Annotated in this window: 13 protein-coding genes; 12 read left to right on the top strand and 1 reads right to left on the bottom strand. The window is 55.1% G+C overall.

Going from position 1 to position 15,009, the window contains the following annotated elements; translation table 11 throughout:
- From GVJ63_RS10395 to GVJ63_RS10345, 11 genes are all read left to right on the top strand, one after another.
- On the top strand, positions 1-942 hold the full coding sequence (locus GVJ63_RS10395) for an ABC transporter substrate-binding protein (RefSeq protein ID WP_159226811.1): 942 nt from the start codon (positions 1-3) through the stop codon (positions 940-942).
- 10 nt (positions 943-952) lie between these two features.
- Positions 953-1,471: a GNAT family N-acetyltransferase gene (locus GVJ63_RS10390; RefSeq protein WP_010247073.1), complete on the top strand. Its 519-nt coding sequence runs from the start codon at positions 953-955 to the stop codon at positions 1,469-1,471.
- Between the two features lie 9 nt (positions 1,472-1,480).
- Entirely contained in the window at positions 1,481-2,407 is a 927-nt protein-coding gene (locus GVJ63_RS10385) for an amino acid ABC transporter permease (RefSeq protein WP_010247074.1), read from the top strand.
- Complete coding sequence (locus GVJ63_RS10380) at positions 2,391-3,185, top strand: amino acid ABC transporter ATP-binding protein (RefSeq protein ID WP_022624346.1); 795 nt, start codon at positions 2,391-2,393, stop codon at positions 3,183-3,185. The genes GVJ63_RS10385 and GVJ63_RS10380 overlap by 17 nt, the downstream gene beginning before the upstream one ends.
- Positions 3,182-4,081, top strand: coding sequence for an ABC transporter substrate-binding protein (locus GVJ63_RS10375; protein ID WP_010670374.1), 900 nt, complete (start codon positions 3,182-3,184; stop codon positions 4,079-4,081). The genes GVJ63_RS10380 and GVJ63_RS10375 overlap by 4 nt, the downstream gene beginning before the upstream one ends.
- A 156-nt stretch (positions 4,082-4,237) precedes the next feature.
- Complete coding sequence (locus GVJ63_RS10370; RefSeq protein WP_010247077.1) at positions 4,238-4,798, top strand: non-canonical purine NTP pyrophosphatase; 561 nt, start codon at positions 4,238-4,240, stop codon at positions 4,796-4,798.
- Positions 4,795-5,589 (top strand): SIR2 family protein, encoded by a 795-nt coding sequence (locus GVJ63_RS10365; protein WP_010247078.1) that lies wholly within the window; start codon positions 4,795-4,797, stop codon positions 5,587-5,589. The genes GVJ63_RS10370 and GVJ63_RS10365 overlap by 4 nt, the downstream gene beginning before the upstream one ends.
- 158 nt (positions 5,590-5,747) lie before the next feature.
- Positions 5,748-6,092 (top strand): YebG family protein, encoded by a 345-nt coding sequence (locus GVJ63_RS10360; RefSeq protein ID WP_060679191.1) that lies wholly within the window; start codon positions 5,748-5,750, stop codon positions 6,090-6,092.
- A gap of 615 nt (positions 6,093-6,707) precedes the next feature.
- Positions 6,708-7,541 (top strand): BglG family transcription antiterminator LicT, encoded by an 834-nt coding sequence (gene licT / locus GVJ63_RS10355; RefSeq protein WP_033768963.1) that lies wholly within the window; start codon positions 6,708-6,710, stop codon positions 7,539-7,541.
- Between the two features lie 137 nt (positions 7,542-7,678).
- Positions 7,679-9,541, top strand: coding sequence for a PTS beta-glucoside transporter subunit IIABC (gene bglF, locus GVJ63_RS10350; protein ID WP_159226810.1), 1,863 nt, complete (start codon positions 7,679-7,681; stop codon positions 9,539-9,541).
- 12 nt (positions 9,542-9,553) lie between these two features.
- Positions 9,554-10,948 (top strand): glycoside hydrolase family 1 protein, encoded by a 1,395-nt coding sequence (locus GVJ63_RS10345; RefSeq protein WP_159226809.1) that lies wholly within the window; start codon positions 9,554-9,556, stop codon positions 10,946-10,948.
- A 68-nt stretch (positions 10,949-11,016) separates the two neighbouring features.
- On the opposite strand, the gene GVJ63_RS10340 is transcribed toward GVJ63_RS10345, so the two are convergent.
- Positions 11,017-12,144 carry a Fic family protein gene (locus GVJ63_RS10340; protein WP_159226808.1) on the bottom strand — a complete coding sequence of 376 codons (1,128 nt, stop codon included), beginning with the start codon at positions 12,142-12,144 and terminating at the stop codon, positions 11,017-11,019.
- A 522-nt stretch (positions 12,145-12,666) separates the two neighbouring features.
- Between GVJ63_RS10340 and GVJ63_RS10335 the strand changes: the two genes are divergently transcribed.
- The gene (locus GVJ63_RS10335) at positions 12,667-14,607 is read left to right on the top strand and encodes a methyl-accepting chemotaxis protein (protein ID WP_159226807.1); all 1,941 of its coding nucleotides are present in this window, start codon (positions 12,667-12,669) and stop codon (positions 14,605-14,607) included.
- Positions 14,608-15,009: the final 402 nt, after the last annotated feature.

Genomic DNA, 15,009 nt, shown 5'->3' with positions numbered 1-15,009 from the left:
ATGAACAAAACATCGCGTCTTATCGCCCTGCTTATTCTGGCGGCCAGTAGCCATGCGCTGGCTGAAGATACCAGCGTCTCCTATAACGGCCAGCGCGTCAGCCTTGAAGCTAACAAAGCGCCGATCAATACCGTGAAGAATCCGGAGGCGATCGCGCAACTGCCTGCGGGTCATCGTTTTGTGGTGCCGGGTTCCTTTACCGTGGCAGTCGCAGCGCTGAACTCCCCGCCGTTAACGGTGTTTTCCGATGACAACAAAACCCTGCTTGGCAGCGAAGTGGATATTGCCCGGCTGGTGGCTGACAGCCTGGGATTAAAACTCAACGTGGTACCAGCTTCATGGGAAGACTGGCCGCTGGGCGTGGCCTCGGGCAAATATGACGCGGCGATCTCCAACATTACCGTGACCAAAGATCGTAAAGAGAAGTTCGACTTCGCCACCTACCGCAAAGATTCACTGGGCTTTTATGTCAAAACCAGCAGCCCGATAAAGTCACTGACCAAAGCAGAAGATATTGCCGGGTTGAGGATCATTGTGGGATCCGGCACCAATCAGGAGGCGATTCTGCTGGCGTGGGATAAAGAGAATCAGGCAAAGGGACTGAAAGCCTTTACGCCGGTATATACCAAAGATGATGCCGCACAGACGCTGGCGCTGCAGGCTGGCCGGGCTGATGCCTACTTTGGTCCCAATGTGATTGGTGCCTGGAAAGCGGCACTGACCGGTAAAACCCGTCTGGTCGGCAGCGTCGATGGCGGCTGGCCCAAAGCGGCGCACATTGCCGTTACCGTGAAGAAAGGCAGCTGCCTGGCGGAACCGATCAGCACCGCGCTGAACGGCGTGATCGGCAACGGTGACTATCAGAAGGTGCTGAACCGCTGGGGTGAAGGTGTTGAGAAGATCGATCGTTCTGAAATCAATCCCGCCGGGCTGGGCGACTAAGGAGCTGACCATGAGTGAATCCACTTTTCGCGAAGTTTCACCCGACGCGCCGGAGTTGCAACCGATCCTGGGCGGTCTGTTTGGCGAATATTCCGCACGCTATGGCGACTATTTTTCCCGTCGTAACGAGCTGGAACAGGAGCTGACCGAATGGTATCTGCCGCCGCAGGGGCTGTTTATCGTGCTGGAGCGTGACGGCGAGATCATCGCGATGGGCGCTTATAAACCCTATGACCCGCAGACCGCCGAGCTGAAGCGCATCTGGACCCGCAGCGATCTGCGGCGTCAGGGGCTGGCGCTGGTGGTGTTACAGGAGCTGGAGCGTCGCGCCTTACAGGCGGGATATCAGCGGCTGTTTCTCACCACCGGCTTCCGTCAGCCGGAGGCGGTGCGGCTCTATACCGGTCACGGTTATCAGCCACAGTTCGATCTCAGCGGGGATCTGGAGCGTTATGGCCAGCCGCCGCACGACGGACGACTGCGTTTTATCAAAGTGATCGGCGTCTATAACGTCGCCGCGGCAAGTTAAGAGGTGACCATGAGCAAACATCAACATCTGCAGGTGGTGCCGGCACGCTACCCGGCACGCACCGCAGGGGCTATCGTTGCGCTGTTTATTCTGGCAGGCGTGGTGCAGTCAGTGGCCTTTAATCCGCGCTGGGAATGGAGCGTGTTTGCCCGCTGGTTCTTTGACCCGGTGATCCTGCACGGTCTGGGTCAGACGCTGCTGCTGACGCTGCTGGGTACGATATTCAGTCTGTTTCTGGGCGGTCTGCTGGCGCTGGCACGTCTCTCCTCATCGTGGCTGCTGAGCACGCTGGCATGGGGTTATATCTGGCTGTTCAGGTCACTGCCGTTGATTGTGGTGCTGATCATTCTTTATAACTTCTCCTATCTCTACGACACCCTGTCTGTCGGCATTCCGTTTACCGGCCTCTCCTGGGGGGCGTATCAGACGATTAACGTGCTGGGGCAGTTTCAGGCAGCCGTTATCGGTCTGACGCTGGTGCAGGCGGCCTACAGCGCGGAAATTATTCGCGGCGGGATCCTCGGCGTCGATCACGGTCAGGTGGAAGCTGCGTCCGCGCTGGGTCTCTCTGCCACACGCCGCACCTTCCGCATCATTCTGCCGCAGGCGCTGCGCGCCATTATCCCCACCGCGTTCAACGAGATCATCAGTCTGGCGAAAGGCACATCCGTGGTTTATGTGCTGGCGATGCCGGAGCTGTTCTACACCATCCAGATGATCTACAACCGCAATCAGGAAGTGATCCCGCTGCTGATGGTCGGTGCCGCATGGTATCTGATTATCACCACCGTGTTGTCCGTGATTCAGTACAACGCCGAACGCTGGATGGCCCGCAGCGTCACCCGTGAACCGCAACCGTCGCGCTGGCGACAATGGCGCAACCGCGTCACGCCACTTCATCCGACCGAGGAGATCAGCCATGTCCGAAGCCATTGATTACCGCAACTCACACACTACCGGTGCCATCAGCATCACCGGCGTCAGTAAACGATTTGGTAAACATAAAGCGCTGGATGATGTATCGCTGTCACTGGCACCGGGGTCCGTCACGGTGATCCTCGGGCCGTCCGGCTCCGGTAAATCCACGCTGCTGCGCACCATCAATCATCTGGAACGGGTCGACGAAGGATTTATTCAGATTGATGGCGACTACATCGGCTATCAGCAGCGCGGCAATAAGCTGTATGAACTGAAAGAGAAGGCGATTCTGCGCCAGCGCATCAACGTCGGCTACGTGTTCCAGAACTTCAATTTGTTCCCACACCTCAGCGTGCTGGATAACCTGATTGAAGCGCCGATTGCCCATCGTCAGTTAACGAAACCGGAAGCGATACAGCGTGCGGGCGAACTGCTGGATATTGTAGGGCTGCGGCATAAAGCCGATGCGTGGCCGCGTCACCTGTCGGGCGGGCAGCAACAGCGCATCGCGATTGCGCGTGCGCTGATGCTCAATCCACGGGTCATGTTGTTCGATGAGCCGACCTCGGCGCTGGATCCTGAACTGGTGGGCGAAGTGCTGGATGTAATTAAAAAGCTGGCGCGTTCCGGCACTACGCTGGTGATTGTGACGCATGAGATCGGCTTTGCCCGGGAAGTGGCGGATAACGTGGTCTTTATGGTGGATGGCCGGATTGTGGAACAGGGCAGCACCACCCAGGTGCTTAATAATCCGCGTCATGAGCGCACCCGCCGTTTTCTGGCGCGCGTGTTATGAGGGCATTAACGTTAACGGTTCTGACGCTGCTTCCGGCGCTGGCCTGTTCTGCGGCAGAGAAGCTCGATGTCCTGCAAAACGAGACGCCGATTCATGCCCCGGCCAATCCGCAGGCTATTGCTCAAATTCCGGACAATTACCGCTTTATTGAACCGGGCACCCTGACGGTCGCTACCTCGGCGACCAACTCGCCGCCGCTGTCGCTGCTGGCGTCTGATAACGTCACGCGGATCGGCAGCGATCCCGATATCGCCCGACTCCTTGCTGATAGCCTGGGGCTGAAACTCAGGCTGGTTCCGGCTTCCTGGGAGGACTGGCCGCTGGGCATCAGCGCCGGACGCTATGATGTTGCGATGTTCAATATTGCCGTGACCGAAGAGCGCAAGAAGAAGTTCGATTTTGCGACGTATCGCGCCGACAACCACGCTTTTGCGGTGAAAAGCGACAGTCATATCAGCAAGATTAATAGTCCGGCGGATATTGCCGGTAAGCGGATTATCGTCGCCTCGGGCACCAATCAGGAGCGTATTTTACTGAGCTGGGATGAGCAGAACCGGGCTAAAGGTTTGCCTGCGGTAACGCCGATTTACCTGACTGATGATGCCTCCGCGACGCTGACGCTACTGTCGGGACGGGCAGATGCGATGTTTGGCCCTCACTCGATGGCGGCCTGGAAAGTGGCGTCACGCGGACAGACAAAGCTGGTTGGCAGCGGACCGTTTCGCGCCTGGGTAGCCGTGACCACCAAAAAGGGCAATGGCCTGGCACCCGCGCTGCAGGCTGCGCTGGATGGCACCATCGCAGGCGGGCAGTATCAGCAGGTGCTGGCACGCTGGGGCGAACAGGATGAGGCCATCACTCAGTCCACGGTGAATCCACCCGGCATTGTTTACTGAGTCTGCAGAACCGGCTCGCCTGCTGCGGCCGGTTCTGCGCACTTCAACCTGATGAGCACAGAATTGAACTACACTCTCCAGCGTTAGTGATTTATCCTGCCCGCCTGTTTCCGTAAAATCCTCACTGCGTGGCGGAGTAATTGACCTGGAAGCCCCATGAAAATCAGATTCCTTTCTGCCAATGAGCAAAAGCTGGCGGAGGTGCGCAAAATACTCGAACCTGTCGGGGTCGAAGTTCTGCCCATCGCCCGTCGCATCGAAGAAATTCAGACTGAAAACGAACTCGACCTGGTACGCGACAAACTGACCAAAGCCTTTTCGCTGATTGGGCGACCGCTATTTGTAGAGCATACCGGCCTCTATCTGGATGGCCTCAATGGCCTGCCCGCCGGTCTGACCCGCATCTTCTGGAACCGCCTGGACGCTGAGCGCTTTACCGCGCTGGTGCAGGGGCTCGACAGCCAGGCCGTGACGGCCAAAACGGTGCTGGGCTACTGCGATGGCCGCAAAATGTACCAGTTTTCGGGTGAACTGCGCGGCACTATCGCCGCGAAACCTGCCGGAACGCGTGGCTTTCAGTGGGACTGCGTCTTTATTCCCGAAGGCTATGAGCAGACGTTTGCTGAAATGGGCGAACTCAAGAATGAGATCTCGATGCGGCGCATCGCGCTGGATCGCTTCGCCACCTTTTTAAAAACCTCGCGGGGCATGGCATGAAACCTGAACTCAAACGCGCCTATGATTCCGGCAAACTGATTCTGTTTGCCGGTGCCGGTATTTCGCGCAATTTTGGCCTGCCCGAGTGGCATGAACTGATTGCGCATCTTGCTAATGAGCTGGGTTACGATCCAAAAATCTTTAATACCTATGGCACGCACCTGTCGCTGGCGGAGTATTACAAACAGAAAAAAGGTTCGCTTGGCCCGCTGCGCAGCTGGATGGATCGCGAATGGCATCGCCCCGATATTGATGTCCGCTCTTCTGAAATTCATACCATGATTACCCAGGGTAACTTTTCGCGTATCTACACCACCAATTACGATCGCTGGCTGGAAGCGGCGCATGAAGCGCACGGCGTACCCTATTATAAAGTGGCAAACGCCGCGGACCTGGTTTCTCTCACTGAAGATAAGCGTCACATCATCAAGCTGCACGGTGATTTTGATGATGACACCTCAATCGTGCTCGATGAGAGCAGCTATTTTGAACGCCTCTATTTTGATTCGCCGCTCGACATCAAACTGACTCACGATGTGATGGGCAACTCAGTACTGTTTGTCGGCTACAGCATCAGTGATTTCAATATTCGCCTGCTGTTTTACCGTCTGACCAAGATGTGGGGCCGCACCGGGCTGGCAACCGCCCGGCCAAAATCGTACCTGTTCACTAACCGGAACAACCCGGTGGCCAAAGAGGTGCTGGGGCAGTGGGGGATTGAGGTGATCGTCTCGGAAGAGGACGATCCCCGTAAGGCATTGGCGATGTTTCTTGAAGAGCTGCTGGTGTAGCCGCCGGCCCTCGCGGCGGAGAATGTGTCAGGAAAAATGAAAAAAGCCTGTGCCAGGTTAAGGTTAGCCCGTGCACAACCGATAAACTCTATTCTCTGCTGGCAAAGCAGGATCGGCATGATATACTGTATGCATACACAGTACCTGAGGGCGAGAAGATGGCTGTTGAAACAAAATTTGTAGTAGTCAGAAAGGGTGAAGAGAAGATGACGTTTGCCAATAAGAAAGAGGCCGATGCCTACGACAAAATGCTCGATATGGCCGAAGCCTTCACCGACTGGCTGTTACAGCATCAACCTGCACTGGATGAATCTCAGGCAGAAACGCTGGGCCTGCTGATTGCAGAGCAGAAAGATGCCGTTCAGCATATTCTGCGCACCAGCAAACTGCCAGAAACGGCAGCAGCAGCCGTCTCTCAGCCAGAAGCTGTCTCAGACGATAGCGCGGATGAGCCGCAGGAAGAGCCTGCTGCAAAGAAAGTACGCGCCGTTAAAGCCGCGTAATCTCAACAGCGCCGGAAGCGAACCTTCCGGCGTTGCTGTTTCTGAATAGCGGTTTGAGCTGTTCTCCTGCTAAATCCTTTACAGATAGTCTTCCTTCCACTCTTTTACCCTGCATAACGGGCTCTGACGCTCAACAGAACGATTTCACACATTAAGGGCTTTTCGTCCGATAAATCAAAACATTGTGATCAGTGACAAAAGCGTTCAAAGCGGTGTGTTTTTAATCGCTAAATGGCAGTTAATGAACACTGCAGTCCATTAGTCGATTTTTCAGACGACCTTCCTCGCATGACCATTTTCCTTCCATAACGTGAGTTTTCATTCCACTGAGCGTCATACCCCTTTTGCTGCCCGGAACCGCACCCCCGGCTTTAATACTGGTCTCGTCCGGCGGGTATCGCCACACGCAGGATGCATGGGTGACTGAACTCAACAAGGTAGTCACTTTTTAAGTTAATAAGAGGATTTCGATCGCTGTCACGCTTTTTGCCCTGACAGATTGAGGTCACGACTAAAACTGATAGAGTTCCCGAACTGGATTGTTACTGCTTAGGCAGGCAAAACCTGACTTCTGGCCTCTGTCGGATGTCAGGTTTTTTTGTTTCTGGGGTTCCGATGAAAATCGCCAAAATTCTTAATAACAACGTGGTGATGGTTCAGGATGAGCAGGGACGCGAACAGGTCGTGATGGGGCGTGGACTGGCTTTCCAGAAGCGCATCGGTGACAGTCTCAACGCTGCGCACATTGAGAAGGTATTTGCGCTGCAAAGTGATCTGCTGGTACGTCGTCTGGAGGAGTTGTTATACCAGATCCCTCCTGAAGTGATGACCACCTGCGACCGCATTATTGATCTGGCAACACAACGTCTGGGGACATTGCAGGAGAGCCTGTATATCACGTTGACCGACCACTGCTACTTTGCCATTGAAAGGCAGAAAAAAGGTCTGGCAATTAAAAATGTGTTGCTGTGGGATATCAAACGCCTCTACCCCAAAGAGTTCGAACTGGGTCAGGAGGCCAGGGCTATCATTTCACGTCGTCTGAATGTCGAACTGGCGGAGGATGAAGCCGGATTTATCGCGCTACATCTGGTGACGGCGCAGCTCAATAATGAAATGCCGGAAGTGATGCATGTCACCCGGGTTATGCAGGAGATTCTGCAACTGGTGAAGTATCAACTGCAGCTGGAGTACATCGAATCGTCGCTGAGTTACCAGCGTTTTGTCACTCATCTGAAGTTTTTTGCTCAGCGGATGCTGACGCGTACCGTGGTGGACGATGACGATGTATCGCTGCATACAGCAGTAAAAGATAACTATCCCAAAGCCTGGAAATGTGCGGTGAAAATCGCGCAGCATCTGCAACAAAGCTATCAGCGTGATCTGACTGCAGAAGAGATCATGTTTCTCGCCATTAACATCGAACGGGTGAGAAAAGAGGGGCAATAAGCTCTATAAACCGGATTGTTACTGCTTAACGCAGGCAAAACCTGAGCGCGGACTCTGAAAGGAGGACGTTCTCAGGTTTTTTTCATTTTTGGCTCAGTTAACTGATGTCCGCAGGCATCGGTTGTAAGGAAATCGAGATGGAATATCACACGCTGGCACAAGATATCCTCAGCCATATTGGTGGCCGGGAGAACATCGTAACTCTGGTTCATTGTGCCACCCGGTTACGCTTCAAACTGAAAGACAACCATAAAGCCGACGCTGAAGGGCTAAAGAAAAATCCGGGCGTTATTATGGTCGTTGAAAGCGGCGGGCAGTTTCAGGTGGTGATTGGCAACCACGTTCATGATGTCTGGCAGGCTGTGCGTAGTGAAGCGGGGCTGGCTGATGAGCTTTCTGCAGCAACAGAAGGGGAAAAGACCGGGGGTAATGTTTTCAATCATCTGATCGACATTGTATCAGGCATTTTTACCCCGTTTATCGGCATTCTCGCCGCCTCCGGGATCCTAAAAGGTTTACTGGCGCTGGCCGTGGTCTGTGGCTGGCTTTCTGTTGAAAGTGGAACGTATAAAATCTGGTTTGCAGCCAGTGATGCCCTGTTTTTCTTCTTTCCTCTGGTGCTGGGCTACACCGCCGGGAAGAAATTTGGCGGCAATCCCTTTATTACCATGGTGATTGGCGGGGCGCTGACCCACCCGACGATGATTGCAGCTTTTAATGCCAGCCAGCAGTCCGGTGAAATGACGGACGCGTTTCTCGGCATCCCTGTAACCTGGTTTAATTACAGTGCGTCGGTTATCCCGATTATTCTCGCTGCATGGGTTAGTTGCTGGCTGGAAAAACAGAGCAGCCGGCGACTTCCCGCCTCCATGAAAAACTTCTTTGCGCCACTGATCTGTCTGAGCGTCACCGTGCCGCTGACCTTCCTGGTGATTGGCCCACTGGCCACAGGCTTAAGTCAGATACTGGCAAACGGTTACCAGTGGATTTATGCGCTGGCACCCTGGCTGGCTGGTGCCGCCCTGGGCGCGTTGTGGCAGGTCTGTGTGATTTTTGGTTTGCACTGGGGACTGGTGCCACTGATGATCAACAATCTTGCCGTACTGGGGCATGACTCAATGCTGCCCATGCTGTTGCCTGCTGTCATGGGCCAGGTTGGCGCGGCGCTGGGGGTGTTTCTGCGCAGTCGGGATGCACGACAGAAGATGCTGGCGGGTTCATCCGTGACCGCAGGGATCTTTGGTATCACTGAACCGGCTGTCTATGGCGTTAATCTGCCGTTGCGCCGTCCCTTTATCTTTGGCTGTGTGGCGGGCGCTATTGGCGGTGCCATTGTCGGCTTCAGCAGCACCCACGTTTATTCATTTGGTTTTGCCAACATCTTTACCATCGCACAAATGATCCCACCTGGCGGTGTGGATTCCACGTTATGGGGCGGTATTGCCGGGACGCTACTCGCGCTGATACTGGGTTGCGGCATGACGCTGGTAGCGGGCATGCCCCGAAACACGGCGCCAGACGCAGCGCTCCCGGTTACCCCTGGCGAAGATGACATTCTGTCACCGATGACGGGCACCGTTCTGGGGCTTGGTCAGATTCCCGATCCAACCTTCGCCAGTGGCCTGCTGGGACAGGGTGTGGCCATCATCCCTTCTGATAATAAAGTCATTGCGCCTTTTGCGGGTGAGGTGGCCTCCCTGTTTCAGACCCGACACGCCATAGGGCTGCTGAGTCACAGCGGGATTGAGCTGTTGATCCATGTGGGTATCGATACCGTCAGGCTCGACGGCAAACCTTTCACGGCACATGTAAAAGTGGGCGACACATTCAGGGCCGGCGATCTGCTGCTGGAGTTTGATCGTCAGGCCATTCTTGATGCCGGATATGACCTGGCAACACCGATCATTATCACTAACAGCGATGAGTATCCTGAGGTGATGACTGTGGCAGGGACCGCGGTCACTGCAGGTACGCCTTTACTCAGCGTCACTCGTCAATAAAAGGAGAACAGGATGAAAACTTTCCCGGATTCATTTTTATGGGGCGGTGCTGTTGCCGCTAATCAGGTTGAAGGCGCATGGCGGGAAGAGGGCAAAGGCCTCTCAACCTCAGACGTTCAGCCACAGGGAATCTTTGGCCCGGTATCGGAGCGCATTGAGGGCAGCCAAAGCCTCAAAGACATCGCGATCGACTTTTACCACCGCTATCCGGACGATATCAGGCTGTTTGCAGAGATGGGTTTCAGCTGTCTGCGGGTTTCAATCGCATGGACGCGCATCTTCCCGAACGGTGACGAGCAACAGCCCAACGAGGCTGGTCTGGCCTTTTATGACCGGTTATTTGATGAGCTGGCCGCACATCACATCACCCCACTTGTTACGTTGTCACATTATGAGATGCCCTGGCACCTCGTGAAGCAGTATGGTGGCTGGGGTAACCGTCAGGTGATTGGCTTCTTTGAGCATTATGCCCGCACGGTGTTTGCCCGCTACAGGAAGAAAGTCAGACTCTGGCTGACCTTTAACGAAATTAACATGTCGCTTCACGCGCCGATGACCGGCGTGGGTCTGCCTGAAACCAGCAGCAAAGCTGAGGTGTATCAGGCGATTCATCATCAACTGGTCGCCAGTGCGCTGGCGGTGAAAGCCTGCCGCGAGATTAACCCGGACGCCAGCATTGGCAATATGCTGCTGGGCGGGCTGGTCTATCCACTCAGTTGTAAGCCTGATGATGTGCTGGAAGCGCTGCAGGAGAACCGGAAATGGCAATTTTTTGGCGATGTACAGTGCCGTGGTGTTTATCCGGGCTATATGTTGCGGTTCTTTCGCGAGAATAATATTCAGCTGGATATCACGGATACCGATCGCCAGATACTCCAGTCGACCGTCGATTTTATCTCGTTCAGCTATTACATGTCCGGCTGCGTGACCGCCGATGAGACACTGAATCAGCAGATGCGGGGTAACATTCTGAGCATGGTGCCAAATCCTCACCTGCAGAGTTCTGAATGGGGCTGGCAGATTGACCCGGTGGGCTTGCGGACCTTACTGAATCTGCTGTGGGATCGTTATCAGAAGCCGCTTTTTATTGTTGAGAACGGACTGGGCGCCAAAGACATACCGGATGCAACGGGCGTCGTGCAGGATGATTATCGCATCAGCTACCTCAACGATCATCTGGTTCAGGTGCGTGAGGCCATTGACGATGGCGTGGAGGTCATGGGTTATACCAGCTGGGGACCTATCGATCTTGTCAGCGCATCAAAAGCCGAATTGTCTAAGCGTTACGGTTTTATTTATGTTGACCGCGATGATACCGGGGAAGGTTCGCTGGCCCGCAGCCGTAAGAAAAGCTTTTACTGGTATAAAGAGGTCATTGCGACCAACGGGGCTTCACTTAAAGAGTAATTCCCGCACTCAGGAGTACATCACAACGATCGCGATGTACTCCCGGTTAGCAGTCAAAACAGCCCGGCTCAGGGCGTCTCGTGGGTGTTAACCTGATAGCGGGTACTCCTGCCTCCGCCTTCAAGCCGGTAAAGGCAGCCTTTTTCAACCAGATCGGTCAGATGACGGGTCGCGGTGGCTTTACTCACTTTGGCGACCTTCTGGTACTGACTGGCGCTGATCCCCAGTTCGAAACCCTGCTCGCCGCCATCCAGCAGCCGGTTCAGCACTTTCACCTGTTCCGGACTCAATCCCATCCCCTGATGCCGCAGCCAGAAACGCGCTTTCATCTGAGTGCGATCGATGACGTTCATCGCCTGTTGCAGACTCTCATCCAGGATATCAAGAAACCAAACCAGCCATTGGGTGATATCCAGGCCGCCTTTCTGCGTCTGCTCAAGGATGCGGTAATAACCGGCACGCTGCGTCAGAATGGCGGGTGACATGGCATACAGCCGGATGCTCTGACTGTCGGCCTGCGCCAGCGCCAGATCGGTTAAGGCACGCGTGATACGACCATTACCATCATCAAAAGGGTGCAGGGTGACAAACCAGAGGTGGCAGATGGCGGCGCGCAGCAACGGGTCCAGCATCACATCATGCTGACTGCTGTTGAACCACTCAATAAACTGCGCCAGCTGCGGCTCCAGTCCCTGTCGCGGCGGCGCTTCAAAATGCACCGTGGGACGATCGATGCGACCTGAGATGACCTGCATCGGCTCACTGCCGCGCAGTGTGCCGACGCTCAGGCGCTGCACCGTCCACTCATCGGCCGGGAAAAGCCAGCGATGCCACTGACAGAGACGCTCAGGCGTCAGCGGCTGGCTGCGGTTGTTGATGGCATCGAGCATCATGGCAGCCAGGCCTTCTGAACGATCGGAGACCGGATAGGGCTGCTCTTCCGTCACGCCTAACCGACGCGCCAGCGATGAGCGGACCGATTGCACGTTGACCCGCTCCTCTTCAATCGCGGAAGAGGAGAGGATATTGCTGAGCAGGGTATCCAGCGTCTGGGTTTCACTGTCTGAATGCAGGCTGGCACGGCCCAGCAGCAATCCGCGCTGCTGCTGCAGATGGCGCAGGCGCGGTAACAGCACGGCGTCCTGCCATTGAAAATGGGGCCAGTCCGGCTGTTGCCAGATCCAGGTAACGCTCATAATCGGCTCACGCTAAGGGTGGATGAGCCGAATAAAGAAGGTTATTCGGCTCACAGAATGAGTCGATAATAGCGAATATTTGGCTCACAGGCCAACCCGGCTGAAGTGAGGGCAAAAAAAAGGACCCGAAGGTCCTGTTTGCTTAGCGGGAGAACTGCATAAAGGTGTCTGAATAATAGTGAACGATCCAGGCGACATACGCCAGCCAGACAACCATCCCGACAGCTAATCCTGATTTACCGATCATTGTTCTATCTCCACTGCGATAAGGGGGCTACAGCAACTGTTGACATAAACTGACAGTAATGGCGGGCACCAGTATTGTTGCAGATCAAAAAAAGGCCGTTCATTCGCAGCGCCATAATCCCTTTGCGATCAACTTCCCGTAATCATGCGCTGTGAGACCCCCATCACGGCGGGGAAATGGCCATTAAAGTTCAAAAAAACGCCGCCGATAGATGATCTCAGGAGCACCATAACTACAAGGAGGTATTGAGCCAGGTAAATTTCAGGGGAAGCACTATGGTCAGTCAGTTAACACATAAGAAAAGAATGAGTACCCGTGCCCAGATGCTGATCATGGGTGGTTTAACGATAGTGCTGGGATTTACCGTGACGATTGGCGTCCTCAGCTGGCAATCCGGTAAAGAGCAGAAGGCGCTGGCCGAACAATATCTGCAGCAGATTGCGCAGAGCCGTGCCTTACAGGTGCAGCAGGAATTGAGCCATGCACGTGATGTCGCGAGTCACCTTGGACAAAGTCTGATTGCCTTGCCCCACGTAGGCATTACCGATCGCAAAGCGGCCGATAAGGTGATGGAGTATGCGCTGCGTGCTAACCCTGACTATCTGTCGATGTCAGTGATATTTGAACAGAATGCATTTGATGGCCGGGATGCTGATTTTGCTTCACAGCCAGGTCAGGCACCGCAGGGCCGTTATGCCTTTTTTGTCGATCGTGACGCATCAGGTACTTACTCGATGCATCCGCTGCTCTCCTATCTGACACCGGGTCAGGGCGATTACTATCTGATCCCGCAAAAATCACAAAAAGATACGCTCACCGAACCCTATAGCTATGCCTATAACGGCGTACCGACGTTGCTCACCTCCGTCGCCGCCGCGATTATCGATCAGGGCACCTTAAAGGCGATCGTTACCTCTGACATTTCACTGGCATCACTGCAACAGAAAGTGAATCAGATCAAACCCTGGCAGGGAAGCGGCTATGCGCTGCTGCTTTCTAACGGCGGGAATGTGGTCTCTTCGCCGGTGAAAGATGAAGCCGGGAAGCCCTGGAAAGGCGAAAAAGAGGGTTTTACGTCAAAAGTCGTCCAGCGATTTGATGCCGTGCTGGGTGAAGACGCTTTGGTCACCTGGCAGCCGGTGGTGATTGGTAACAGCGACAAACCCTGGTATCTCGGCGTGGTTGCACCGGTCAGTCAGGTGATGGCCGCCTCAAACCGGCAGCTGATGTGGGCGGTGATCCTGATGGTCGTGAGCGTTCTGCTGGTCGGGACGGTGCTGGGCATGCTGTTCAGCCGTAAAGTGTTGCGTCCGATTGGCGGTGAGCCGGCTGAAGCGGCGCATATTGCGCTGGCCGTCGCCGATGGCAAGCTGGATAACGCGATTGTGGTGAAAAACGGCGATCGCAGCAGCCTCTTTTTCGCCCTGGATACCATGCAAAGCCAGCTCCGGCAGATTGTCGGGCAGATTAAAGATTCCAGTGAATCAGTACGCCAGGGAGCGGGTGAAATTGCCAGCGGCAACCTCAATCTGGCGTCACGCACCGAACAACAGGCCGCCGCGCTGGAGCAGACCGCAGCCAGCATGGAGCAGATCAGCGCCACGATTCGCCTGAATGCCGATAACGCGCAGCAGGCAACCAGCCTGACTGAAAACGCTACCCACATCGCCAGTCGTGGTGCCTCGCTGGTGGGTGAGGTGGTGCAGACCATGGCGCAGATCGATGACAGTTCAAAAAAGATCGGCGACATTACCACCATGATTAACAGTATCGCCTTCCAGACCAATATTCTGGCGCTGAACGCGGCTGTAGAAGCTGCACGCGCCGGTGAGCAGGGACGCGGTTTTGCCGTGGTGGCTTCTGAAGTGCGTAATCTGGCCCAGCGCAGCGCGAACGCGGTGAAAGAGATCGGCGCACTGATTGAAGAGTCGAGCGTGCGGGTCGAGAGCGGCGTCCGGCTGGTAAACGATGCCGGTAAAACCATGCAGGAGATGATGCAGGCGGTGAATTCGGTGCAGGGGATTATCGGTGAGATTGTTACAGCATCAAGCGAACAGGCGCGTGGCATCAGTCAGGTAACGATTGCCGTCAATGAAATGGATGGCGTCACCCAGCAGAACGCCGCGCTGGTGCAGCAGATGTCGGCTGCCGCCAGTTCGCTGGAAGATCAGGCGCAGCAGCTGTCACAGACGGTAGAGCAGTTTCATCTGGCGTAAGCAGGCGTATGTTTCCTGATCCAGACTCTGCTTCACAAAATAAAAAACCCGCCGCTGGCGCAATGCTGCTCAGTTAAGATTAGATTTGTAAAGGCTGTCACGGTCAAACGTGGCAGCTTTTTTTTGGGCGAGCGAGCCGCAGTACGGGCCAGCGCACCTCTGCTGCTGCCGGGCCGTCCTCGCGCCGCTCACGCGGTACCTTCGGCTTTGACGTCGTGCCGACGAACCGTTCGGGGATCGGCCCTCCCTGGCCGGCCCCGACCTGTCCACGCTTCCCGGCGTGGACTTCTGGCCCACCGTCACGCCTCAGCGCTGCGGATAGCCCTTTCAGCAGCAGAGGCGCTCAGGCCTCCACTCTCGTGCCCTTTTTTAACAATACACACTGAAGTTTCAGAGCAGCCC

This window comes from Pantoea sp. 18059 (assembly GCF_902706165.1).
In the GTDB taxonomy this organism is placed as follows: Bacteria; Pseudomonadota; Gammaproteobacteria; order Enterobacterales; family Enterobacteriaceae; genus Pantoea; species Pantoea agglomerans.
The sequence above is the reverse complement of the archived record's forward strand: the minus strand, read 5'-3'. Positions and strand labels throughout refer to the sequence as shown.